Source organism: Streptomyces sp. NPDC001816 (assembly GCF_042892235.1).
Classification (GTDB): domain Bacteria; phylum Actinomycetota; class Actinomycetes; order Streptomycetales; family Streptomycetaceae; genus Streptomyces.
In genome coordinates this window covers 131,707-154,343 of sequence record NZ_JBIATY010000004.1, presented here as the reverse complement: position 1 = coordinate 154,343, position 22,637 = coordinate 131,707, and the positions used below count along the sequence as shown (strand labels likewise).

The 22,637-nt window shown below is 68.9% G+C and carries 24 protein-coding genes, 1 tRNA gene and 1 pseudogene; 10 read left to right on the top strand and 16 right to left on the bottom strand.

Going from position 1 to position 22,637, the window contains the following annotated elements; genetic code table 11:
• The first annotated feature begins 5 nt into the window (after positions 1-5).
• The 4 genes and pseudogenes from ACFYZZ_RS16225 to ACFYZZ_RS16210 form a co-directional block, all read left to right on the top strand.
• Complete coding sequence (locus ACFYZZ_RS16225; protein ID WP_389175994.1) at positions 6-2,186, top strand: hypothetical protein; 2,181 nt, start codon at positions 6-8, stop codon at positions 2,184-2,186.
• Positions 2,179-2,838 carry a hypothetical protein gene (locus tag ACFYZZ_RS16220; RefSeq protein WP_389175993.1) on the top strand — a complete coding sequence of 220 codons (660 nt, stop codon included), beginning with the start codon at positions 2,179-2,181 and terminating at the stop codon, positions 2,836-2,838. The genes ACFYZZ_RS16225 and ACFYZZ_RS16220 overlap by 8 nt, the downstream gene beginning before the upstream one ends.
• Positions 2,838-3,296, top strand: a complete 459-nt coding sequence (locus tag ACFYZZ_RS16215; RefSeq protein ID WP_389175991.1) for a hypothetical protein — start codon at positions 2,838-2,840, stop codon at positions 3,294-3,296. Before ACFYZZ_RS16220 ends, ACFYZZ_RS16215 begins: the two co-directional genes overlap by 1 nt.
• 49 nt (positions 3,297-3,345) lie before the next feature.
• Positions 3,346-3,591 (top strand): annotated as a pseudogene (locus ACFYZZ_RS16210) (galactokinase); the annotation flags it as partial.
• A 26-nt stretch (positions 3,592-3,617) separates the two neighbouring features.
• Here ACFYZZ_RS16210 and ACFYZZ_RS16205 read toward each other — a convergent pair.
• Positions 3,618-3,932, bottom strand: a complete 315-nt coding sequence (locus tag ACFYZZ_RS16205; protein WP_389175990.1) for a hypothetical protein — start codon at positions 3,930-3,932, stop codon at positions 3,618-3,620.
• Positions 3,929-4,174 carry a hypothetical protein gene (locus tag ACFYZZ_RS16200; protein ID WP_389175988.1) on the bottom strand — a complete coding sequence of 82 codons (246 nt, stop codon included), beginning with the start codon at positions 4,172-4,174 and terminating at the stop codon, positions 3,929-3,931. The genes ACFYZZ_RS16205 and ACFYZZ_RS16200 overlap by 4 nt, the downstream gene beginning before the upstream one ends.
• Positions 4,175-4,499: 325 nt before the next feature.
• Between ACFYZZ_RS16200 and ACFYZZ_RS16195 the strand changes: the two genes are divergently transcribed.
• Complete coding sequence (locus ACFYZZ_RS16195; protein WP_389175986.1) at positions 4,500-5,117, top strand: Uma2 family endonuclease; 618 nt, start codon at positions 4,500-4,502, stop codon at positions 5,115-5,117.
• Here the strand turns inward: ACFYZZ_RS16195 and ACFYZZ_RS16190 are convergent.
• Positions 5,069-5,524 carry a GNAT family N-acetyltransferase gene (locus tag ACFYZZ_RS16190; RefSeq protein WP_389176866.1) on the bottom strand — a complete coding sequence of 152 codons (456 nt, stop codon included), beginning with the start codon at positions 5,522-5,524 and terminating at the stop codon, positions 5,069-5,071. The two genes, ACFYZZ_RS16195 and ACFYZZ_RS16190, sit on opposite strands and share 49 nt — an antisense overlap.
• A gap of 262 nt (positions 5,525-5,786) precedes the next feature.
• Here ACFYZZ_RS16190 and ACFYZZ_RS16185 point away from each other — a divergent pair, with 262 nt between their 5' ends.
• Positions 5,787-6,554 carry a LuxR C-terminal-related transcriptional regulator gene (locus ACFYZZ_RS16185; RefSeq protein WP_386573236.1) on the top strand — a complete coding sequence of 256 codons (768 nt, stop codon included), beginning with the start codon at positions 5,787-5,789 and terminating at the stop codon, positions 6,552-6,554.
• Here the strand turns inward: ACFYZZ_RS16185 and tamR are convergent.
• Positions 6,513-7,010 (bottom strand): MarR family transcriptional regulator TamR, encoded by a 498-nt coding sequence (gene tamR, locus ACFYZZ_RS16180; RefSeq protein WP_389175984.1) that lies wholly within the window; start codon positions 7,008-7,010, stop codon positions 6,513-6,515. The genes ACFYZZ_RS16185 and tamR overlap by 42 nt on opposite strands.
• A gap of 103 nt (positions 7,011-7,113) precedes the next feature.
• On the opposite strand from tamR, the gene ACFYZZ_RS16175 reads away from it, so the two are divergent.
• Positions 7,114-7,926: a trans-aconitate 2-methyltransferase gene (locus ACFYZZ_RS16175; protein ID WP_386573234.1), complete on the top strand. Its 813-nt coding sequence runs from the start codon at positions 7,114-7,116 to the stop codon at positions 7,924-7,926.
• Positions 7,927-7,928: 2 nt separating this feature from the next.
• Positions 7,929-8,315 (top strand): glyoxalase, encoded by a 387-nt coding sequence (locus tag ACFYZZ_RS16170; protein ID WP_389176864.1) that lies wholly within the window; start codon positions 7,929-7,931, stop codon positions 8,313-8,315.
• Here ACFYZZ_RS16170 and ACFYZZ_RS16165 read toward each other — a convergent pair.
• The 3 genes from ACFYZZ_RS16165 to ACFYZZ_RS16155 form a co-directional block, all read right to left on the bottom strand.
• A complete protein-coding gene (locus ACFYZZ_RS16165) occupies positions 8,287-8,901 on the bottom strand; it encodes a Uma2 family endonuclease (RefSeq protein WP_386573231.1) in 615 nt (204 codons plus the stop codon). The two genes, ACFYZZ_RS16170 and ACFYZZ_RS16165, sit on opposite strands and share 29 nt — an antisense overlap.
• 106 nt (positions 8,902-9,007) lie before the next feature.
• On the bottom strand, positions 9,008-9,682 hold the full coding sequence (locus ACFYZZ_RS16160; RefSeq protein ID WP_386573230.1) for a TetR family transcriptional regulator: 675 nt from the start codon (positions 9,680-9,682) through the stop codon (positions 9,008-9,010).
• On the bottom strand, positions 9,679-10,686 hold the full coding sequence (locus ACFYZZ_RS16155; RefSeq protein WP_389175982.1) for an acyl-CoA desaturase: 1,008 nt from the start codon (positions 10,684-10,686) through the stop codon (positions 9,679-9,681). Before ACFYZZ_RS16155 ends, ACFYZZ_RS16160 begins: the two co-directional genes overlap by 4 nt.
• Positions 10,687-10,995: 309 nt before the next feature.
• Here ACFYZZ_RS16155 and ppc point away from each other — a divergent pair, with 309 nt between their 5' ends.
• On the top strand, positions 10,996-13,728 hold the full coding sequence (ppc, locus tag ACFYZZ_RS16150; protein WP_389175980.1) for a phosphoenolpyruvate carboxylase: 2,733 nt from the start codon (positions 10,996-10,998) through the stop codon (positions 13,726-13,728).
• Between the two features lie 79 nt (positions 13,729-13,807).
• Here the strand turns inward: ppc and ACFYZZ_RS16145 are convergent, their stop codons facing one another.
• The 8 genes from ACFYZZ_RS16145 to ACFYZZ_RS16110 all read right to left on the bottom strand — a co-directional run bounded on the left by ACFYZZ_RS16145 (position 13,808) and on the right by ACFYZZ_RS16110 (position 20,565).
• A complete protein-coding gene (locus ACFYZZ_RS16145) occupies positions 13,808-14,506 on the bottom strand; it encodes an LPXTG cell wall anchor domain-containing protein (protein WP_389175978.1) in 699 nt (232 codons plus the stop codon).
• Between the two features lie 312 nt (positions 14,507-14,818).
• A complete protein-coding gene (locus ACFYZZ_RS16140) occupies positions 14,819-15,325 on the bottom strand; it encodes a hypothetical protein (protein ID WP_389175976.1) in 507 nt (168 codons plus the stop codon).
• A gap of 52 nt (positions 15,326-15,377) precedes the next feature.
• Positions 15,378-15,980, bottom strand: a complete 603-nt coding sequence (gene pth / locus ACFYZZ_RS16135; RefSeq protein ID WP_386573226.1) for an aminoacyl-tRNA hydrolase — start codon at positions 15,978-15,980, stop codon at positions 15,378-15,380.
• 173 nt (positions 15,981-16,153) lie between these two features.
• A complete protein-coding gene (locus tag ACFYZZ_RS16130; protein WP_389175974.1) occupies positions 16,154-16,750 on the bottom strand; it encodes a 50S ribosomal protein L25/general stress protein Ctc in 597 nt (198 codons plus the stop codon).
• 207 nt (positions 16,751-16,957) lie between these two features.
• A complete protein-coding gene (locus ACFYZZ_RS16125) occupies positions 16,958-17,938 on the bottom strand; it encodes a ribose-phosphate diphosphokinase (protein WP_386573224.1) in 981 nt (326 codons plus the stop codon).
• Between the two features lie 95 nt (positions 17,939-18,033).
• Complete coding sequence (gene glmU, locus ACFYZZ_RS16120) at positions 18,034-19,482, bottom strand: bifunctional UDP-N-acetylglucosamine diphosphorylase/glucosamine-1-phosphate N-acetyltransferase GlmU (RefSeq protein ID WP_389175971.1); 1,449 nt, start codon at positions 19,480-19,482, stop codon at positions 18,034-18,036.
• A gap of 123 nt (positions 19,483-19,605) precedes the next feature.
• Positions 19,606-19,681 (bottom strand) — tRNA-Gln (locus tag ACFYZZ_RS16115).
• Positions 19,682-19,695: 14 nt separating this feature from the next.
• Complete coding sequence (locus ACFYZZ_RS16110) at positions 19,696-20,565, bottom strand: helix-turn-helix domain-containing protein (RefSeq protein WP_389175969.1); 870 nt, start codon at positions 20,563-20,565, stop codon at positions 19,696-19,698.
• A gap of 166 nt (positions 20,566-20,731) precedes the next feature.
• On the opposite strand from ACFYZZ_RS16110, the gene ACFYZZ_RS16105 reads away from it, so the two are divergent.
• On the top strand, positions 20,732-22,042 hold the full coding sequence (locus ACFYZZ_RS16105; protein ID WP_389175967.1) for a sensor histidine kinase: 1,311 nt from the start codon (positions 20,732-20,734) through the stop codon (positions 22,040-22,042).
• Between the two features lie 31 nt (positions 22,043-22,073).
• Here ACFYZZ_RS16105 and ACFYZZ_RS16100 read toward each other — a convergent pair whose 3' ends face one another.
• On the bottom strand, positions 22,074-22,568 hold the full coding sequence (locus ACFYZZ_RS16100) for an SUKH-3 domain-containing protein (RefSeq protein ID WP_389175965.1): 495 nt from the start codon (positions 22,566-22,568) through the stop codon (positions 22,074-22,076).
• Positions 22,569-22,637 lie beyond the last annotated feature (69 nt).

Sequence of the window (22,637 nt, the reverse complement as noted above, 5' to 3'; positions counted from 1 at the left end):
CGCCGATGGACCTCGACGCGCTCCGTTACGGCAACTTCTCGAAGCTCGGTGAAGCGGTCACCGACTGGGAACAGATGACGAAGAAACTCGCGGACTTGCAGAAGGACGCCGAGAACAACCTCAAGGCTCAGGCCGACAAGGCCAAGTGGAAGGGGGTCAACGCCACCGTCAGCCGCGAGTTCATCTCCAGGACGGCCGCCGAGTTCGCCGACGCGCACACCCAGGCCGACTCCATCACCAAGATCCTCAGCGACACACGCGGTGAACTCATCGGCTACCGCACCCAGCTGAACGACGCGATCAGGCGGGCTGCAGAGCAGCACCTGACCGTGGTCGACACCGGCTGCGGCACGTTCACCGTCGCCGGGAACACCCGGCCCGACTGGGCGTCCGACCCCAGCGGAAAGACCGGGGTGACGGATCAGAAGGTGGTGGACGCCTTCTGCAAGGAGATCGAGGGCATCCTGACGAAGGCGACGCAGAGTGACACCAGTGCCGCGGAGGCCCTGAAGCTCCTTGTCGACCAGGCCAAGTACGGCTTCTCCGACGCCTCCTACGCGGACCGGGACGAAGCGGCCAAGGCGGTTGCGGCCGCCAAGGAGCTGGCGGAGATGGCCAAGAAGCCTGCCGACATGTCCCTGGACGACATCACCGCCTTCAACCGCACGATGGCGAAGTACCACGACGACCCCCTGTTCGCGGAGCAGTTCGCGACGCGCCTGGGGGCCAAGGGGACGCTCCGGTTCTGGACCGAGATGACCTACACCCACGCCGGTGCCAGGGGCTCGGAACTCGACATGATGAAGGACCTGCAGAGCAACCTGAGCATGACGCTGGCCACGGCGTCCTTCTCGGACTCGGACGCGATGCGGGACTGGAAGAAGGACCTGCTCGCCGAGACCAACACGAACTTCCGCGCCGACAAGTCGCCCAACCCGATCGGCGCCCTCGGCTCCCAGGTCATCAGCAGCCTCATGCGCAAAGGCCAGTACGACACCGAGTTCCTGGACGACTACCGCGAGAAGCTTTTCAAGCAGGACAAGGGAGCGGGTGAGTCGAGCACCGACGACCTGTGGGTCAAGGGCTACGACGCGACGGACCTCGTCTTCGGTGACGGCAACGGCCGGGACCCGCTGGAGGGACTGTTCGACGGCCTCTCCCACAACCCCGAGGCGGCCGAGCACGCCTTCGAGTCCAAGTCGGACCTGGACCACATGCTCGGCACCACCAAGTTCACGGACCGGGGGGAGTCCTTGGGGCGGGCCTTGCAAAGTGCGGTCACCGGAGTCGGTGTCAATGACTTCACCTCGTCGGCGCCGCCTCACAGCGCCGCCCAAGTGAAGATCATGGCCAACATCATGTTCGCCGTGGCACAACCAGATGGAGGCGCGGGCCTGGTGAGTAAGGGGCTGGGTGACAGCCTGGGCAACATGGCGGCTTCCTACATGCCGGAGATCAGCAGGGCACTCGGAAGCTCCAATGCCGTCGTGTTCCTCACCAACAGCGATGACCCAGAGGGGCTGGAGACCGCGGACGTGACGCGATTCCTTTCAGCGGTGTCTGCGGATTCCGCAGGCCGAGCGGGAATCATCGTCGGAGAAGGCGTGTACACCAGTGGACTCCTGGATGCACATCTCTCGGACCCCTCTCTCTTCGATGGTTCTCGCAAGCAGGTCCTCGAAGACATCGGCCGGAACGCGGGCATCATCGAGGGGATCGTCGCTCATTCGGTGGCGGACGAGAAGGTGCAAGCCGTCGTCGCGGGAGAGAAGGATTACAACGACGCTCTTCAGAAAAAGGGTGATTTCGTCAAGACCTGGCTCGGCACCGGCGTCGGGTACGGATCCGTGTCTCTTTTCCCCGAGGGTCGCGTGGGTTCGGCGACCGGTGCTGCCGTCGGCGGTTTCGCCGGGGGAGTCATCGGATTGGCCGTGGACCGTCTGATGGAGGGCCAAGAGCTGGAAGGGGCCCGCGACGGGGCCCTCTACGCCAGCGCCAAGGACCTGTACGCGACCCGGGATTCGGTCAATCAGCAGACGCAGTCCTCTGTCTCGGATGCCTTGGAACGGCATCATGTGGATCTCCCCAAGGGCGGCACGAACGACACCATCCGTGGTGCCGTCAACGAAGGCTGGGACGACGCCAGTGAATTCTTGAGCAACTCGAAGGAGCGTCCGCGTGGGTGAACGGTCCGGCAGCGCAAAACGTGGGGCAAGAGAGTACAGCGCGAAGAAATTCGTTGCCTGCGTGGTCGGCTTTCTTCTCGTCGGCGCAGGCGCCTGGTTCGCCCTCACGACGGGGCTTGAGCGGCTGCCGTCCAAAGTGTGCGACGGTGCCGTCGAGCGCGACTTGGTGATCCGGACGCTGCCACGTACGCGAACGGCGGAGGAAGGGTCAAAGCGTCGACACGAAGGTGCGGACCTGCGCTTCTCCTGTCACGTATACACGAGCGCGGATTCGATCCTCTCGGGTGCGGCGCGAGTGGACGACGCCTCCCCGCAGGCCTGGCTCAGCCACTACGGCGGCTCCGCCGACCGCCGCACAGTCCGCGTGTCCTCGGACGGGATCGAGGCCCTGGCCGAGGTCGACGGTGACAGAGGCAGCTCCTCCGTCTACGTCCCCTGCGTTCCCCGCGGTGTCCGGGCGGGCGATGCCGACCAGACCTACGCCGTCGTCGCCGAGGCCAATGTGGTGGGAAAGACCAGGGTCTCCGGCATGGCATTGGGCCAAGCCCTGACCGACTTCGCCTACCGGCTCGCCGAGCACGCTTATCAGCTGGCGGAGTGCGAGAACCCCCGCGACTTCCCCGAGGAGCTGCCCAGGTACGGGAGCCGCTGATGGACGACGACGAGATACGGTCCCGGTTCGACGGGCGGGGGCTGGTGGAGCTCCGGGGCGGGGCGTCCCTGAAGGAGCGGGCCGAGAGGGTCGCGTACGCGCTCGGCTACGAGTTGATCTCCACCGAGCAGACCCGTGGCCCCGGCCTCGTGCTCGGGCTTCCGCAGGGCCCCCTCACCGTGGGGCTCGTCTACCGGCGCGACGACGACCCCCGCGCCCGGCGCCGGGCCGAGCGGACCATCGAGCGGCTGCGGGCCGGCGGATCCCTCCTCGCGGACGACGAGACGCTGCTGCCTCCTCCGCCTCCGCCGGCCCCGGCACCGCCCTTCGTCCCCCGGCCGCCAGCCCCCCGCCCCCGGCGGTCGATGGAGCCTCAGCCGCCACCGCCGGTGGGACCGCCCGGGCTCAGGGTCCCACCCCGGCCGCCCTACCCGCCTCCGCCACCACCTCCCGTTTGAGTACCGACCTGAGGAGCAGCGCTCAGGAACTCGGCGCCGAAGGCACGCCGCCTCCCTGCACGATGACTTCCGCATCTCCTGCCCGGAGCTGGACATGGTCGTCGATGCCGCCTTGGCGAACGGCGCGCTCGGCGCCCGCATGACCGGCGGCGGCTTCGGCGGCTCGATGATCGCCCTGGCGGAGTCCACCGACGTGGACTCCGCCGCCAAGGAGGTGAAGGAGTCCTGCGCGGCGGCGGGCTTCATGGTCCCGCGGGCGTTCGAGGCGGTGCCTTCGTCGGGGGCAGGCCGGATCGGCTTAGACAGGGAGGCGGTGCCGGTTCAAACCTCGGTGCCGCCGCCCGCGAAGCGCACGGGGGACACGAGAGCGATGCGAATCAGGCCGGGCTCGGGCGGCGGTGCGTCGTAGACGTAGGTGACGGTGAGGGCTGGGCTGGTGTCCGTTGCTTCGATGCGGGTCGTGTAGATCTTCATGTCACTGACGGCGTTTCGGGCGCGCCGCCCAAGCGTCGGGGACTTTTCCAGGTCGGCGCGCAGGGTCTCGACGGCTTCGAGTGCCCCTCCGCCGATGGCCAGACAGCGGGTGCGGGCCTCGTGTGTGATCTCGGCGACGACCTGCTGATGTTCCTTGGTCACTCGGAGGTCCCTCGGGCCGCGCGGATCTCGGAGACAGCTGCCGTGACGGCGGTGTCGAAGTTGGGATCCTGGCGGGCGATGATCCGGCCACGGAACTCTTCCACCAGGCGGACGACACCGGAGAGGTCGGCGGGGTCGGAGTGGTTGATCTCGCGGGCCAGCTCGGCCTCGAAGTCGTCGGCATCACCGGGAAAGCCGTAGCCCATGGTGAGGGAGGCGCGGAGTTCGCCGATGGTGCGCATGGGGGGCAGGTGAGATGGGCCGGATTCTGCCGGGTGCGTGGTCATTGTGGTCGTGGCTCCCTGGTCGCTGTGTCGGCTTTACGGTACTGGGGCGCGATGCGCTGCGCCCGGGAAGCACCTTCCCGCCTCTGCCCAAGCCGGTAATACGCCGCTCAGCTGCTCGTTTCCCTCCGAGACAGCGAGCCGCAGTGCAGCATGGGCACACATCCGCGAACGCTTGATCGCGCATGTAGGGCTCGTAGCGGAATCGCGAGTGTAGGGGTCGGCCGATCGGGAGTTCGGGGTCGAGTACGAGGCGATCAGGACCAGACCGGAGCAGTGCCTCATGCTCTCCGAGATCAGTGACGGGATGATCGTCATTGCGATAAGCCCGCGCCCACGCCACCATCTGACCGCAGCACTCCTGCGGAAGCGACTCGACGCCGAACTCCCTGACGGGCTGGGTGTCTTCCAGGCGACCGACATCGACGACGAGGCACTCGGCAAGCTGCGGGTCCCGGACCTTCACGTCTGTTCCTACGACGCCATGGACACCGACGACCCTCTCGACCCCCGCGAGATCACCCTCGCGATCGAGATCGTCTCCCCGTCCAACCCGGACAACGACTACCGGGACAAGACCCGTGACTACCCCGCCATGGGCATCCCCCACTACCTGATCCTCGACCTGCGCGACGGAACGTGGACCTACCTGTGGGGGATCGGCCGGGCCGAGGGCCGACCCGTCTATGAGAACCGGCTGCACCTCGCGTACGGCAAGCCGGTCACCGTGGCTACCGACCTCGGCACTTGGACGATCGACACCACCGACCTTCCCCGCTACAGCACGAAGGACATGGGGGTTCGCTGCGGAGTGAACGGGCGCCGCAAGGGCCGTAGAGAAGCGCGACCGCCTCACCCCAGCCGCTTCGTCAAAGTGAACTCCGTAATCCCCGGCGGATAGTCGGGGATCACGCACACCACGTCGTATCCCTGCTTCTTGTAGAACTCCGGTGCCTGGAAGTCCCACGTCTCCAGTCGGGCGCTCGTGCAGCCGCGGTCGGTGCGGGCGACGTGCTCGGCCTCGGCGAGGAGGCGGGAGCCGAGGCCCGTGCCGCGGTGGGCGGAGTCGACCCACAGGTAGGTGACGTGCATCCAGGTCGTCCAGGTGTGGCCGACCAGACCTCCGGCCAGGTCTCCCGCCGGGTCCAGCGCCCAGACGTGCAGCGGGACTTCGCGCTCCCCCGGCGTGCCCCGAAGCGCCGCCAGGACCGGCGAGGCCGCCGTGTTGGTGTCCCGCAGCCGGGAGCGGAGCAGATCACGTCGGGCTTTGTCGACTTCCGCCTCAATACGAAACATGCGGCACACCATAAACGTGCCGGACGGCCAGTTCTGCAAATCGGCTTCCGCTCTCTGCTCCCATCCGTACTCTGATGAACAGCACCGGTGGGGGCCGGTGCATATCAGGGGGCGAGACAGGCGGGTACGGCGCCTGTGGTGGGGGTAGCAGTTTCCGCAACGGCGGCGGCCGTGCGGTCGGCGTTCCTTCCGCAGGTGTCGTGCCCGCGCGGGTCGTCGTGCTCCGGACCTTGGTCATCCCCTGCTCCACGCGGAGCCTGGGGAAGGGGGTTTCGTGGTTCGTATCCGAGTCCTGGTCGTCGACGACCACCGTATCTTCGCCGAGTCGCTGGCCGCGGCGCTCGCCGCCGAGCCCGACGTCGACGTCTCGGCTGCCGGCAGCGGCCCGGCCGCGCTGCGCTGCCTGGAGCGCGCGGCCGCCGAGGGCCGCCGTTACGACGTCCTGCTCGTCGACGCCGACCTGGGCGGCAACCTGCCCGGCGTGCGCCCGGCCGTGCCGGTGCAGGAGGGCAACGAGGACGGCCTGGTCGACGGGATCTCACTGGTCGTCGGCGTCCGCTCGGCGCAGCCCGCGGTGCGCACGGTGGTCCTCGCCGAGAAGGACGACCCCCGGCGCGCGGCCCTCGCGCTGCAGGCGGGTGCCTCCGGCTGGGTCGCCAAGGACTGCTCGCTCTCCCGGCTGCTGACGGTGATCCGGGGGGTGCTGCGCGACGAGACTCATCTGCCGCCCGCCCTGCTCACCGGCGTCCTCAAGGAGCTGACGGCCGCGCGCAAGCACCGCACCGAGAGCGAGCAGCTGGTGGAGTCGCTGACCCCGCGCGAGCGGGAGGTGCTGCGCTGCATGGTCGCGGGCCTCGGCCGCAAGGCCGTCGCCGAACGCCTGTTCCTCTCCCCGCACACCGTGCGCACCCACATGCAGAACGTCCTCGGCAAGCTGGGCGTCCACTCGACCCTGGCCGCCGTGGCGCTCGCCCGGCGGGCCGGAGTCGGTCCGGTGGACCTAGCCGGGGACGTTGTCGAACGGGGCGGTCAACTGGCGTAGCAGGCTGGCGAGTTCGGCGCGCTGGGCTCGGGACAGCTCACCGAGGATCGCCCGCTCCTGTTCCAGCAGGCCCGCCAGTGCCTGGTCCGCGCGGTCCCGGCCCGTGTCGGTCAGCCGGACCAGTACGCCCCGCCGGTCGCTCGGGTCGGGCAGTCGCTCCACCAGGCCCTTCTTCGCGAGCCGGTCGATCCGGTTGGTCATCGTGCCGGAGGTGACCAGGGTCTGCGTCAGCAGCTGACCGGGGGAGAGCTGGTACGGCGATCCCGCGCGCCTGAGCGCGGTCAGTACGTCGAACTCCCAGGGTTCGAGCTGGTGCTCGGAAAAGGCGAGCCGGCGTGCGCGGTCCAGGTGCCGGGCCAGTCTGCTCACCCGGCTGAGCACTTCCAGCGGCTCCACGTCGAGGTCCGGACGCTCCCGGCGCCACGCTGCGACCAGCCGATCGACCTCGTCCTCCATGGAGATCAGTGTAGTGGTTGTGTCGACATGAAGTCTCTTGATCTCAATCTTCTTGAGATCAAGTCTCTTGACTTCAAGATATGTGGGGCGGGAGAGTGGAGTCATGACGACGCCCACCTGGGACCCCGCCCAGTACCTCCGCCACGCCGGCCACCGCGCCCGCCCCTTCGCCGACCTGCTCGCCCGCGTCCCTGCCCTGCCGGATGACCGGCCACGCATCGCAGACCTCGGCTGCGGCCCCGGCAACGTCACCGCCCTGCTCGCCGAACGCTGGCCCACCGCGCACATCACCGGCTACGACAACTCGCCCGAGATGCTCGACAAGGCGCACGTCGACCACGAGGGCGCCACAGCCGGGGGTGGCCGCCTGGACTTCGCCCACGCCGACGCCCGCGTCTGGACGCCCGAGGGGCCGCACGACCTGATCCTCTCCAACGCCACCCTCCACTGGGTGCCGGGTCACGCCGACCGCTTCGCCGACTGGATCGGCGCGCTGAAGCCCGGTGGCACCTTCGCCTTCCAGGTCCCGGACAACATCGACGCCCCGCTGCACGCCCTGATGCGCGAACTGGCCGCCACACCCCGCTGGAAGCCCCGCCTCGCCGACGTCCTGCGCCACGAGGACTCCGTCCACACCCCCGGCACCTACCTGGACCGCCTCGCCCGCCTCGGCTGCGAGGCCGACGTGTGGCAGACGACGTACTTCCACGTCCTGGCGGGTGAGGACCCGGTCCTGGACTGGGTCAAGGGCACCGGCCTGCGCCCCGCCCTCACCGCCCTCGCCGACGACCCCGAGGCCCGCGACGCCTTCGTCACCGAGTACCGGGACCTGCTCCGCGAGGCCTACCCGAGCGCGCCGTACGGCACGGTCCTGCCCTTCCGGCGGCTGTTCGCGGTGGCCGTGAAGGGGGCATGAGCATGCTCGTCGCTGTGGACCACGTTCAGCTGGCCGCACCGCCCGGCTCCGAGGACGTCCTGCGCGCGTACTACGCCGACGTCCTCGGCATGACGGAGATCCCCAAGCCGCCGGTGCTCGCGGCGCGCGGCGGCTGCTGGTTCCGGGCGGGGGTCGTACAGCTCCACCTCGGCATCGAGGAGGACTTCCGGCCGGCCCGCAAGGCACACCCCGGACTGAGGGTGACGGACATCGAGGCGTACGCGGCCCGGCTCGCGGAGAGGGGCGCGCCGGTGACCTGGGACGACAATCTGCCGGGCCACCGACGCTTCTACTCGGAGGACCTGGTGGGGAACCGGTTGGAGTTCCTGGAGCCGGTGGCTACAGATGCTTCAGGGCGTTCAGAGTGATGTCGATGGCGATGTCGTACGGCACGGCGAGCTCGAGCTTGTCGTGGTGGATGCCAGTGAGCCCATACGCCTTGGTCACCGGGTCGAGTTCGTAGGTCCGGATCACGGGGTGCCGATTGCCCTCGGCCACATCGACCAGCCAGAAATGGGGGATCCCGGCTGCCGCGTACTTCAAGGGCTTGGTGTCGTAGTCACGGGCCTCGGAGTCCGGTGAGACAACCTCGACGGCGAGCACCAGGTCCTCCGCCTTGAACCGGGTCTGCTCAAGCCCTGTGACGGCTTCCGCGCGGACGACGCTGACGTCTGGTTCCGGACCGTTGCGCCGGTCCAGGATCACGGTCATCTCCCGTTCAACACTCAGATTCTCCGGCAGTGTCGAGCGCAAGCCGTTCACCAGCAGTTCCATCATCTTGCTGTGGAAACGTCGCTGCGGACTCACGAAGACCAAGCTCCCGTCGATCAACTCGGTGTGCGGCGGGAGGTCCGGCAAGGTGAACAGGTCGTCGACCGTGAAGCCCTCGGGCGGCGGCACGGGCAGGTGGATGCCGGGCTCGGAGTCGTGTGCGGCGCTCGGCTCGGCAGTCATGGTGATTCCTCCCATGAACGGGATTCTCGTCCTGAGTACCCACGGTAGCCGCCGGGACCGACAAAGGTCATCACACCGGGTGATCATCACCCGGCGGCGGACGCTGCTAGCTCTTGCGGTGCCCTATCAACCGAGGCTTCTGCTCCAGCCCGTCCAGCCCGTGCCAGGCCAGGTTCACCAGGTGCGCCGCGACCTCCGCCTTCTTCGGGCGGCGTACGTCCAGCCACCACTGGCCGGTCAGGGCGACCATGCCGACCAGGGCCTGGGCGTACAGCGGGGCGAGCTTCGGGTCGAAGCCGCGGGACTTGAACTCGCGGCCCAGGATGTCCTCCACCTGGGTGGCGATGTCGGAGATCAGCGAGGCGAAGGAGCCCGTCGACTGCGGGATGGGGGAGTCACGGACCAGGATGCGGAAGCCGTCCGTGTACTCCTCGATGTAGTCGAGAAGAGCGAAGGCGGCCTGCTCGCACAGTTCGCGGGGGTGGCCGGCCGTCAGCGAGCCGGTGACCATGTCCAGCAGCCGCCGCATCTCGCGGTCCACCACCACCGCGTACAGCCCCTCCTTGCCACCGAAGTGCTCGTACACCACCGGCTTGGACACCCCGGCCTTCGCCGCGATCTCCTCCACCGAGGTGCCCTCGAAGCCCTTCGCGGCGAAGAGGGTGCGACCGATCTCCAGCAACTGCTGGCGGCGCTCCGCACCGGTCATACGGGTCCGGCGCGCTCGCCGCGGCTTGTCGGTGCTGGGGGTGCTGGAGTCGGTCGCCACGCCGTCAATCATGCCGCCTTCACGGGCTCCTTCCGGCGCCGGGAGCCGCCTTCCTCGGTGTTACGGCGCGAATCGATACGCGAGCGTGACGGCCAGCGCACGTCGTACGCCCAGCCGAGCATCTCGAACCAGCGGATGAACCGCGCCGAGGAGTCCAGCTGCCAGCGCTCCACACCGTGCCGCGCGGACGTCTGGTCGGCGTGGTGCAGGTTGTGCCAGGACTCACCGCAGGACAGCACCGCCAGCCACCACACGTTGCCCGAGCGGTCCCGCGACTTGAACGGCCGCTTGCCCACCGCGTGGCAGATCGAGTTGATCGACCACGTCACATGGTGCAGCAGCGCCACTCGCACGAGTGAACCCCAGAAGAACGCGGTGAACGCGCCCCACCAGGACATCGTCACCAGACCGCCGACCAGCGGGGGCACGGCGAGGGACACGGCCGTCCAGTAGACGAACTGGCGGGAGATCGTCCGGATCGCCGGGTCCTTGATCAGATCAGGCGCGTACTTCTCCTGCGACGTCTGCTCCTCGTCGAACATCCAGCCGATGTGCGCCCACCACAGACCCTTCAGCAGAGCCGGGACCGTCTCCCCGTACCGCCACGGCGAGTGCGGGTCACCCTCGGCGTCGGAGAACTTGTGATGCTTGCGATGGTCGGCGACCCACCGCACCAGCGGGCCCTCGACCGCCAGCGACCCCATGATCGCCAGCGCGATCCTCAGGGGCCGCCTGGCCTTGAACGAACCATGGGTGAAGTACCGGTGGAAACCGATCGTGATGCCGTGGCACCCCAGGAAGTACATGAACACCATCAGGCTCAGATCGAGCCAGCTCACCCCCCAGCCCCAGGCCAGCGGCACGGCCGCCACCAGTGCCAGGAACGGCACGGTGATGAACAGGAGCAGCGTGATCTGCTCGATCGAACGCTTCTGCTCGCCACCCAGCGTGGCGGAGGCGATGGGAGTGTCGTCGGCCGTACGGGATTCTTCGATCACATCGGAACGTGAGGTCATGCGTGTCCCCTGTGGGGTTCGAGGGTCGGGACAGGGCGCCGGGCCGGCCGGACCGAGCGGGACTCCAGCGGTACTTCCCTACGGTTCCGTAACCTACGGCGACGTAAGTATGGCAGCGTGCCGAGCCGCGGCAAGAGCCCGAGAGCCTGCGCGTCCGTATCGACACCTATCCTTGGAGTCGGTCGGACAGCGCGGTCCGCTCTGAATCCTTCCCGGACGTTCCGGCCCGTATGCGGCACCCTCGCCGCTGCTGGATGGTGCCCCGGGTTCCCTCCCAGACGAGCTTCAACACTGCAAGGAGCCGCACCTGTGAGCAGTGCCGACGACCAGACCACCACGACCAGCACCGAGCTGCGCGCCGACATCAGGCGGCTGGGCGACCTCCTGGGCGAGACCCTCGTACGCCAGGAAGGCCCCGAACTCCTCGACCTGGTCGAAAAGGTCCGCCGCCTCACCCGCGAGGACGGCGAGGCCGCCGCCGAGCTGCTGCGCGGCACCGAACTGCAGACCGCCGCCAAGCTGGTCCGCGCCTTCTCCACCTACTTCCACCTGGCCAACGTCACCGAACAGGTGCACCGCGGCCGCGAGCTGCGCGCCCGCCGCGCCGCCGAGGGCGGCCTCCTCGCCCGCACCGCCGACCGCCTCAAGGACGCCGACCCCGAGCACATCAGGCAGAGCGTCGAGCACCTCAACGTTCGTCCGGTGTTCACGGCACACCCCACCGAGGCCGCGCGCCGTTCGGTCCTCAACAAGCTCCGGCGCATCGCCGCGCTCCTGGACGCCCCCGTCCTCGACTCCGACCGCCGCCGCCACGACGTCCGCCTCGCCGAGAACATCGACCTCGTCTGGCAGACCGACGAACTGCGCGTGGTGCGCCCCGAGCCCGCCGACGAGGCCCGCAACGCCATCTACTACCTCGACGAGCTGCACGCCGACGCCGTCGGCGACGTCCTCGAGGACCTCACCGCCGAACTGGAGCGCGTCGGCGTCAAGCTCCCCGACGACACCCGCCCCCTGACCTTCGGCACCTGGATCGGCGGCGACCGCGACGGCAACCCCAACGTCACCCCCCAGGTCACCTGGGACGTCCTCATCCTCCAGCACGAGCACGGCATCAACGACGCCCTGGAGATGATCGACGAGCTGCGCGGCCTGCTCTCCAACTCCATCCGCTACGCCGGCGCCACCGAGGAACTCCTCGAGTCCCTCCAGGCCGACCTGGAGCGGCTGCCCGAGATCAGCCCCCGCTACAAGCGCCTCAACGCCGAGGAGCCCTACCGGCTCAAGGCCACCTGCATCCGGCAGAAGCTGGAGAACACCAAGCAGCGCCTCGCCAAGGGCACCCCGCACGAGGCGGGCCGCGACTACCTCGGCACCGGCGAACTGCTGACCGACCTCCGGCTCATCCAGACCTCCCTGCGCGAGCACCGCGGCGCGCTGTTCGCCGACGGCCGCATGAGCCGCACCATCCGCACCCTGGCCGCCTTCGGCCTCCAGCTCGCCACCATGGACGTACGCGAACACGCGGACGCCCACCACCACGCCCTCGGCCAGCTCTTCGACCGCCTCGGCGAGGAGTCCTGGCGCTACGCCGACATGCCCCGCGACTACCGGGCCAAGCTCCTCGCCAAGGAACTGCGCTCCCGCAGGCCCCTGGCCCCCACCCCGGCCCCCGTCGACGCGGCCGGCGCCAAGACCCTCGGCGTCTTCGAGACCGTCAAGCGCGCCCTGGAGGTCTTCGGACCCGAGGTCATCGAGTCCTACATCATCTCCATGTGCCAGGGCGCCGACGACGTCTTCGCCGCCGCCGTCCTCGCCCGCGAGGCCGGCCTCCTCGACCTGCACGCCGGCTGGGCGAAGATCGGCATCGTCCCGCTCCTGGAGACCACCGACGAGCTGCGCGCCGCCGACTCCATCCTGGAGGACATGCTCTCCGACCCGTCCTACCGGCGCCTGGTCGCGCTGCGCGGCGACGTCCAGGAGGTCATGCTCGGCTACTCCGACTCCTCCAAGTTCGGCGGCATCACCACCAGCCAGTGGGAGATCCACCGGGCGCAGCGCCGCCTGCGCGACGTCGCGCACCGCTACGGGGTGCGGCTGCGCCTCTTCCACGGCCGCGGCGGCACCGTCGGCCGCGGTGGCGGCCCCTCCCACGACGCCATCCTCGCCCAGCCCTGGGGCACCCTGGAGGGCGAGATCAAGGTCACCGAGCAGGGCGAGGTCATCTCCGACAAGTACCTCATCCCGTCCCTGGCCCGGGAGAACCTCGAACTGACGGTCGCGGCCACCCTCCAGGCCTCCGCCCTGCACACCGCCCCCCGCCAGTCCGACGAGGCCCTCGCCCGCTGGGACGCGGCCATGGACGTCGTCTCCGACGCCGCCCACGCCGCCTACCGCAGGCTCGTCGAGGACCCCGACCTGCCGACGTACTTCCTCGCCTCCACGCCGGTCGACCAGCTCGCCGACCTGCACCTGGGCTCGCGGCCCTCCCGCCGCCCCGGCTCGGGCGTCTCGCTCGACGGCCTGCGCGCCATCCCCTGGGTGTTCGGCTGGACCCAGTCCCGGCAGATCGTCCCCGGCTGGTTCGGCGTCGGCTCCGGCCTCAAGGCCCTGCGCGAAGCCGGCCTGGACAGCGTGCTCGACGAGATGCACGGGCAGTGGCACTTCTTCCGCAACTTCATGTCCAACGTCGAGATGACCCTCGCCAAGACGGACCTGCGGATCGCCCAGCACTACGTCGACACCCTCGTCCCCGACGAGCTCAAGCACGTCTTCGACACCATCAAGGCCGAACACGAGCTGACCGTCAGCGAGGTGCTGCGCGTCACCGGCGAGAAGGAACTCCTCGACGCCCAGCCCGCCCTCCGGCAGACCCTCACCATCCGCGACGCCTACCTGGACCCGATCTCCTACCTCCAGGTCACCCTGCTCAAGCGCCAGCGCGACGCCGCGGCCGCCGGCGCCGAACCCGACCCGCTGCTCTCCCGCGCCCTGCTCCTCACCGTCAACGGCGTGGCAGCGGGCCTGCGCAACACCGGCTGACCGCCGGCGCACAACAAGCACAACAAAAGGTGCCCCCGAGGTCCGTACGACCTCGGGGGCACCCGTGCGTCCAGCCGCCTCAGCCCTGCCGGGCCCTGCGCCGCCGGGCCACCAGATAACCGCCCGCACCGACCAGCGCGGCGGCGACGGCCGACAGCAGGCCCACCGGGGCACCGTTACCGGTCTCGGCGAGGTCACCGCCGGTGCCCTGGGCGGACGGCGCGGAGGACGGGGCCGACGACGAGCCCGGCGACCCGGCCTGCGACGGGCCCCCGGACGGGGACCCGGACCCGCCGGTCGCCGTACCGGACGACGAGGACGGCGACGCCGAACCGGACGGGGTCGCCGTACCGCCCCCGCCGCCCTGCGAGCCGGCGCAGTCCGTCCAGAACACCTTGTGCTTGGCCGCGCCCTTCTCGCCCTCGAAGTTCCAGAACAGCTTGTAGTGACCGTCCGGCAGCGACAGGTCCTCGCTACGGCCGTGACCGTCCGCGTCCAGCGTGAGGGCGCCCGACTTCACCGTCGCGCCCTTCGTCGCAGCCGTCGGCGCCCAGGCCTCGATGTGCCAGTCCACCTGCTGCACCTTGTCGAAACCGAAGGCGTCCAGGTAGAAGGTGCACACGTGCGGCTCGTTGCGGCGCAGCTCCTCGCCGGTCTTGGCGTCATGAATCTTTACAGTGCCGTTGTCACCAGGGGCACTCGCGTGGGCGGCGGGGGCGCACACGAGCGCCGCCGCGACACCGGCGGTCAGCGCGCCGGTGCGGATGAGGGTACGCATGGGCAGGGTCCATCTTCGAGTGGCGAACGGGGAAGATGTGGAGGGGGCGGCTCAGCTTCCAGCCCCGCCTGACAGCCGGTCAAGCACGAACAGGCAACGAACAGACCCCCCACAGATGTGAAGAACGCCCCAACCCCTCGGCGGGTCACGAATCAGCGGGTCACGAAATCAGACGGGCGCGAAATCGGACGGGCGCGAAATCGGACGGGCGCGAAATCGGACGGGCGCGAAATCGGACGGGCGCGAAATCGGACGGGCGCGAAATCGGACGGGCACGAAATCGGACGGGCACGAAATCGGACGGGCACGGCATCAGAGGGTCACGAGAAAAGCACCCGTCAGCAGCGCGATCCCCGACCCCGCCAGCACCCACGCCGCCCGCGTCAGCCGCATACCGCCCGCCACGACCACCGACGCCAGCAGCAACGCACCGCCCAGCGGAATCCAGGCGTACAGGATCCCCGCCGGCCCCGACCGCACCACCTCGTCGGTCCCCGGCTTCACCACCACGGTGTACGTCAGCCCCTTGCGCACCGCCACCGAATGCGCGATCTCCACGCTCGACCGCGCCCGCGCCCCCTCGGACGCCGGCGTGAACGGGCCCCGGCACGTGTCCCCGCTGCAGCTCGTCACCCTGACCGTGCCGCGCTCGCGCCCCTTCGTCAGCATCACGTGCTGTGCGGTCCCCCAGGAACCCCACACCCCGGTGAACAGGATCAGCGCGGCGAGCACACCCATCGCGGCGACCCGCCCGAACCGCAGCGCGGTCACGGAGGCCTGGCGAGCGGTGGCGGCTGTGGCAGGCATGGCCGGGATCATTGGCCATCCCCCCACGACCGGTCAACTCCCGCGGGCGGCATGGCCGGACAAGTCAGGAGTTGTACGCGCCCTGCGCCCGCTCCAGGCCCTCGATCACCAGACACTCCACCGCGTCCGCCGCACGGTCCACGAAGTAGTCCAGCTCCTTGCGCTCCGCCGACGAGAAGTCCTTCAGCACGAAGTCCGCCACCTGCATCCGCCCCGGCGGCCGGCCGATCCCGAACCGCACCCGGTGGTAGTCCGCCCCCATCGCCTTCGTCATCGACTTCAGACCGTTGTGCCCGTTGTCGCCACCGCCCAGCTTCAGCCGCAGCGTGCCGTAGTCGATGTCCAACTCGTCATGCACCGCGACGATGTTCGCCACCGGCACCTTGTAGAAGTCCCGCAGCGCGTTCACCGGACCGCCGGACAGGTTCATGAACGACATCGGCTTGGCCAGGATCACCCGCCGGTTCGCCGGCCCCATCGGACCGATCCGCCCCTCCAGCACCTGCGCCTGCGCCTTGCCCGCACGCTTGAACTTCCCCCCGATCCGCTCCGCGAGCAGATCCGCCACCATGAACCCGACGTTGTGCCGATTCATGGCGTACTCGGGCCCAGGATTACCGAGGCCCACGATGAGCCAGGGGGCGTTGGCGGGGGTGGTCACGTCCATGTCTCCTCACGTGCAACAGCCGCTGCTCCCCCAAGGGAAGCAGCGGCTGGAGCGTACAGCTACCGCTGTGGGCAATCGTTCCGCAGGGCGGAACGGGTGGGCACAGCCTGCAGCACCGGGCGCCTACGAAACGCGCCCCAGCCCTGCTACGGCCGAACCGCCGGTAGGCAGGCTCAGGCCTCCGCGGCCTCTTCGCCCTCGGCGGCCTCGCCCTCGACGGCCTCCTCGACCTGCGCCTGCAGGACCTGCAGCACGACCGCGTCCTCGTCGACGGCCAGGGTCACACCGGAGGGCAGCTTGACGTCCTTGGCGAGGACGGAGGCACCGGCCTCCAGGCCCTCGACGGAGACGGTCAGCGCCTCGGGGATGTGGGTGGCCTCGGCCTCGACCGGCAGGGCGTTCAGAACGTGCTCGAGCAGGTTGCCGCCGGCGGCCAGCTCACCCTCGGCGTGGACCGGAACCTCGACCGTGACCTTCTCGCCACGCTTGACCAGCAGCAGGTCGACGTGCTCCAGGAAGCCCTTCAGCGGGTCACGCTGCACGGACTTCGGGATCGCCAGCTCGTTGGTCTTGCCGTCGATGTCCAGGGAGATCAGGACGTTCGGCGTACGCAGCGCCAGCAGCAGGTCGTGGCCCGGCAGGGTCAGGTGCAGCGGGTCCGAGCCGTGGCCGTACAGGACACCGGGAACCTTGCTGTCACGGCGGATACGGCGGGCGGCACCCTTGCCGAACTCGGTGCGCGTCTCGGCGGTGAGCTTCACCTCGGACATGTTGATCACTCCTCGTAGGAATCGCGAACGGACAGGGTCACCCGGCCACGAACGGCCTGCTACGAAGAGCGCGTCGATAACGGACAGCCGATACCCGTATGAAACAGGTACGGCCTCCCTCGCCGAGCAACTGCAGCAGTCTACTCGGCAGGAAGGCCGTACCCAAAAGGATCTTCAGCTAGCCCGCCAGGCGGGCCCGCAGAAACCTCACTGCTCGTCGAAGAGGCTGGTCACAGACCCGTCCTCGAACACCTCACGCACCGCGCTCGCGATCGTCGGAGCGATCGACAGCACCGTGATCTTGTCCAGATCCCGGCCCAGCTCCGCCGGCGTCGGCAGCGTGTTCGTGAACACGAACTCACTCACCCGCGAGTTCTTCAGCCGGTCCGCCGCCGGACCCGACAGCACACCGTGCGTCGCCGTCACGATGACGTCCTCCGCACCGTGCGCGAACAGCGCATCCGCAGCCGCACAGATCGTGCCACCCGTGTCGATCATGTCATCCACCAGCACACAGACCCGGCCCTTGACCTCACCCACGACCTCGTGGACGGTCACCTGGTTCGCCACGTCCTTGTCACGCCGCTTGTGCACGATCGCCAGCGGCGCACCCAGCCGGTCACACCAACGGTCCGCCACCCGCACGCGACCCGCGTCCGGAGACACCACCGTCAGCTTGTCCCGGTCCACCTTCTCGCCCACGTAGTCCGCCAGCAGCGGCAGCGCGAACAGGTGGTCCACCGGCCCGTCGAAGAAGCCCTGGATCTGGTCCGTGTGCAGATCCATCGTCAGGATCCGGTCGGCACCGGCCGTCTTCATCAGATCCGCGACCAGACGCGCCGAGATCGGTTCACGACCCCGGTGCTTCTTGTCCTGCCGCGCGTAACCATAGAACGGCACGATGACCGTGATGGACCGCGCCGACGCACGCTTCAGCGCGTCGATCATGATCAACTGCTCCATGATCCACTTGTTGATCGGAGCCGTGTGGCTCTGGATCAGGAAGCAGTCCGCACCACGAGCCGACTCCTGGTAACGGACGTAGATCTCGCCATTCGCGAAGTCGAAGGCCTTCGTCGGGACGACCCCGACACCCAGCTGCTGGGCGACCTCCTCGGCAAGCTCGGGGTGGGCGCGGCCGGAGAAGAACATCAACTTCTTCTCGCCGGTCGTCTTGATCCCGGTCACAGCACTATCTCCTCAGAGGTGTCTCAGCAGCGGGTATGCACTCGTGCGGATGTGCACTTATCACGGTACGCCGTGTTTGGCGCACCCGTTTCCGGTCAGCCCTCGCCCTCGCCCTTCCGGGCCGCGGCCTCAGCCGCCTTCGCGGCAGCACTCCCAGGACGCTTCCGGGCCACCCAACCCTCGATATTCCGCTGCTGACCACGGGCCACGGCCAGCGAACCGGGCGGCACGTCCTTCGTGATCACGGACCCGGCGGCGGTGTAAGCACCGTCCCCGACCGTGACAGGAGCCACAAACATGTTGTCCGAACCCGTCTTGCAGTGCGAACCGACGGTCGTGTGGTGCTTGCTCTCACCGTCGTAGTTCACGAACACACTCGCGGCACCGATGTTCGTGAAGTCACCGATCGTCGCATCACCGACGTACGACAGATGCGGAACCTTCGTCCCCTCACCGATGGAAGAGTTCTTCGTCTCCACATACGTACCGATCTTGGCCTTGAGACCCAGACGAGTACCCGGCCGCAGATACGCATACGGCCCCACGGACGCCTGCTCACCGATCCGCGCACCGTCCGACACCGTGTTGTCCACACGGGCCCCCGCACCCACCCGGGTGTCCTTCAGCCGGCTGTTCGGCCCGACCTCCGCACCCTCACCGAGATGCGTCGAACCAGTGAGCTGCGTGTTCGGATGGACGACAGCGTCCTGCTCGAAGGTCACGGTCACGTCGACCCAGGTGGTGGCCGGGTCCACGACAGTCACGCCGTCGAGCATCGCGCGAGTCAGCAGCCGGTCGTTGAGAATCCGACGCGCCTCCGCGAGTTGCACCCGGTTGTTGATCCCGGCGATCTCCCGGTGATCGACGGCGACCGACGCCCCCACCCGATGCCCGGCCTCCCGCAGAATCCCGAGCACGTCCGTCAGGTACTCCTCGCCCTGACTGTTGTTCGTCCGCACCTTCTTCAGCGCGTCCGCGAGCAACTGCCCGTCGAAGGCGAACACCCCACTGTTGATCTCCCGGATCGCCCGCTGGGCGTCGCTGGCGTCCTTGTGCTCCACGATCGCGGTCACAGCACCGCTCGCCTCGTCGCGGACGATACGGCCATAACCGGTCGCGTCCGGGACCTCGGCGGTCAGCACGGTCACGGCGTTGCCGTCGGCGTGATGCGTCGCGGCGAGCTGCTGAAGCGTGTCGGCCGTGAGCAGCGGGGTGTCCCCGCACACGACCACGACGGTCCCGTCGACACCCCCGCCCAGCTCTTCGAGCCCCATCCGTACGGCGTGCCCCGTGCCGTTCTGCTTCGCCTGCACAGCCGTGCGCACGCCGGGATCGATCTCGGTCAGGTGCGCGGTGACCTGCTCACGGGCGTGGCCCACGACGACCACCAGGTTCGCGGGGTCCAACTCGCGGGCGGCGGCCAGCACATGGCCCACCAGGGAACGGCCGCAGATCTGGTGCAGGACCTTCGGTGTGGCCGACTTCATACGGGTGCCCTCACCCGCTGCGAGAACGACGACGGCTGCCGGGCGAATGGCGCTCACGGGGTTGCCCTTCGGCTCTGGATGGTGGGGGTGACAGCCGAAGGATACCGGGGTGGGGTTGGGGGGATATGAGAGCGGGCCCTGGCTGTGCCGTCAGGGCCCGAACCTAGGTCTTGTGTGCTGTGGCTCCCCCGCAAGGATTCGAACCTTGTCCTGCTGGTACCAAAAACCAGTGTGCTGCCAGTTACACCACGGGGGACAGCGCTTCAGACCTTACCCGAGACGTGCCTGCGCCTGGGCCACGATTCCGCTCCACCAGCCCTCGATTCGGTTGTACAAGTGGGCACTCCTGGCTACGACGATGACCAGGCAGCCGTGGTAGTCGTCGCCGGTGTTCTTGCGGACCGTCTTGGGGTTGTGCTTCTTCAGGGTCGGCTTCGCGAAGACGGACACGTCCACGTCGGCGACAGCCGCCCAGTGCCGATGGGCTGCCTCCACATCCGCCGACTCATGGATGAGTACGCGGAAGGTCAGGCGTCCCCTGTCCACGTCGAGCAGGTCCAGCCACGCGAGGTAGGTCTGGATCACACCGGAGTCGCTGTTGACGAAGACCGCCCGCTCGCGCCGGTCGTAGGGCTTGCTCTTTGAGCCCTCCGCCCAGTAGAGCGCGACCCCCACCAAGAAGAGCTCGCGATCCGTCAGGTCCCCGATCTCTCCGACGGCGGAGACCTTGGACGCCACGCGCTTCGCGCGCTCCGCGGTGCGGCACCTTGCCAGCCCCTCCTGCATGAGTGCCAGCTGTTCCTCCTGGGTGTACCGAGGCTCGGGTTTCGGCAGGTCCCTGACCCACAGGGACACCGAACTCCTGGAGCAGCCCAGCGCGGCCTGGATCTGGTCGTAAGTCCACCCCTGTAGCCGTAGCTCCCGCGCCCGCTCTCGAAGGTCATCCTTCGCGTTCGGTCGCTTCGTCCATTCCGGCGGCGGCTCCCCCTCCAGTAGCCGGTTGAGGATGTCGTTGTTGTCGACGTGCAGTCGGTCCCGGATCTGCCGTCGGCTGAGCCCCTCCCGCCGCAACGTGACCGCTCGCTCCCGCAACCCCTCGAAGTCCTCATACTTGCCGCTCTTGCCGGATGCATGTGTCATACGCATACCGTCCGGGCGGAATCTTCGCTTCCGGGTGTGAACGGGTGACGTTCAGTAGTTCGAGGGATACCGGCGGGTTTCGATGCCATTCGAATGCGGAGTGTGGTCGGCGCCGGTAGGCGAAAGTCACCGGAAATGCCGTTGCCCCCGCCCGTAGGCTGGAGGCATGACCGCGACGGGGGAAGAGCATGCCAGGGCCCTGACCGGCCCATGGTGGTGGGTAAGGCGGCGCAGTGCGGTGCTCGACGGGAGTCTCGCGCTGGTGTCCGCGGTGGAGTGCGGCGCGGAGGGGATTCCGTTCGCGCGCGATGCGGGGATCCCGGTGTCGGTGGGGATCGTTTTCGGTTTGATCGCCGGTTCGGTTCTGCTGGTGCGCAGGAAGTGGCCGATCGCCGTGGTGCTGGTCGCGATCGCGATCACGCCGGCCCAGATGGGTTTCCTGATGGGCATCGTCGGCCTGTACACGCTGGCCGCGGCCGAGTTGCCGCGGCGGATCATCGTGGCGTTGGCGGGGATGTCGCTGCTGGGCACGATGATCGTGACGTTCGTGCGGGTGCGGCAGGACATGGCGCGGGGTGATCTGACCCTGGGTGACTGGTTCGTGCCGTTCGCTTCGATCACGACGTCTCTGGGGCTGACGGCTCCGCCGGTGCTGCTCGGGTTGTACGTGGGTGCGCGCCGTCGGTTGATGGAGAGTCTGCGGGAGCGGGCGGACAGTCTGGAGCGGGAGCTTCAGTTGCTCGCGGAGCGGGCGGAGGAGCGGGCCGAGTGGGCGCGTAACGAGGAGCGGACGCGGATCGCTCGGGAGATGCATGACGTGGTCGCGCATCGGGTGAGTCTGATGGTGGTGCATGCGGCGGCGTTGCAGGCGGTTGCGCGGAAGGATCCCGAGAAGGCCGTGCGGAACGCGGCGCTGGTGGGGGACATGGGCCGGCAGGCGTTGACCGAGTTGCGGGAGATGCTCGGGGTGCTGCGGGCCGGGGATGGTGCGCAGTGGCGTGTGGCGTCGGTGCCGCCCGCCGCGGTGGGGGTGGCGGCTGCGGAGGCGGTGTCGGAGGTGGCTGCCGAGGAGGCGGTTGGGGACGGGCCGTGTCTGGAGGAGCTGGAGGAGCTGGTCGGGCAGTCGGCGGCGGCCGGGATGGTGGTGGATCTCTCGGTCGAGGGGGAGGTGCGGGTGTATGCGGCGGAGGTCGAGCAGACGGCGTACCGGGTGGTGCAGGAGGCGTTGACGAACGTCCACAAGCATGCGGCGGGCGCGAAGACGTATGTGCGGCTGGCGCATCGGGGGGCGGAGATCGCGATGCAGGTGGAGAACGAGCCGCCGGAGCCCGGGTCGGCGTCGGCGGCGCGGTTGCCGTCGGGTGGTAATGGCCTGGTGGGGATGCGGGAGCGGGTGGTCGCCCTGGGTGGTGTGTTTGTTTCGGGGCCGACGGATGCCGGGGGTTTCCGGGTGTCGGCGGTGATTCCGGCGGCGTAGCCCGGGTGCGTGGCCCGGGGCGCGGGGTGCGTCAGGCGACGGTGAGGCGTACGGGTTCGGTGCCGGCGACGAGGGTGGACAGGGCGTGGTCGATGTCGGGGCCGACGTACCAGTCGCCGGTGTGGTCGAGGGTGTAGACGCGGCCTTCGCTGTCGATGGCGAGGAGGGCTGCGGTGTCGGCTTCTTCGCCGAGGGGGCTGACTTCGGTGCCGAGGGCGCGGCCGAGGTCGCCGAGGGTGCGGGCGTGGTGGAGGCCGTGCAGCGGGTCGAGGTGGAGGGTGGCGGGGGCGACCTGGCGGCCGGGGCCGCCGGGTTTGATGTGGAGCCCGCCGAATTCGGCCCAGGCTTCGACGGCGGCCGGGAAGACGGTGTGCCGGTGTCCGGCGGGTGAGGTGTGTTCGCGCAGGGTGTCGGCCCAGATCTCGGCCTGTTTTATGTCCCAGCGTCCGGGTTGCCAGCCGGCGGCGCGCAGGGCGGCGTCGACGGGTACGGGGAAGCGGGTGGTCGAGGTGCGGTCGGGGTGCATCGGCCCTTCGATCGTCGTGCCGGCTCGTGCTGACTTGTGCCGGCTGGGTGGTTCTGGTCGGTGCCGGGG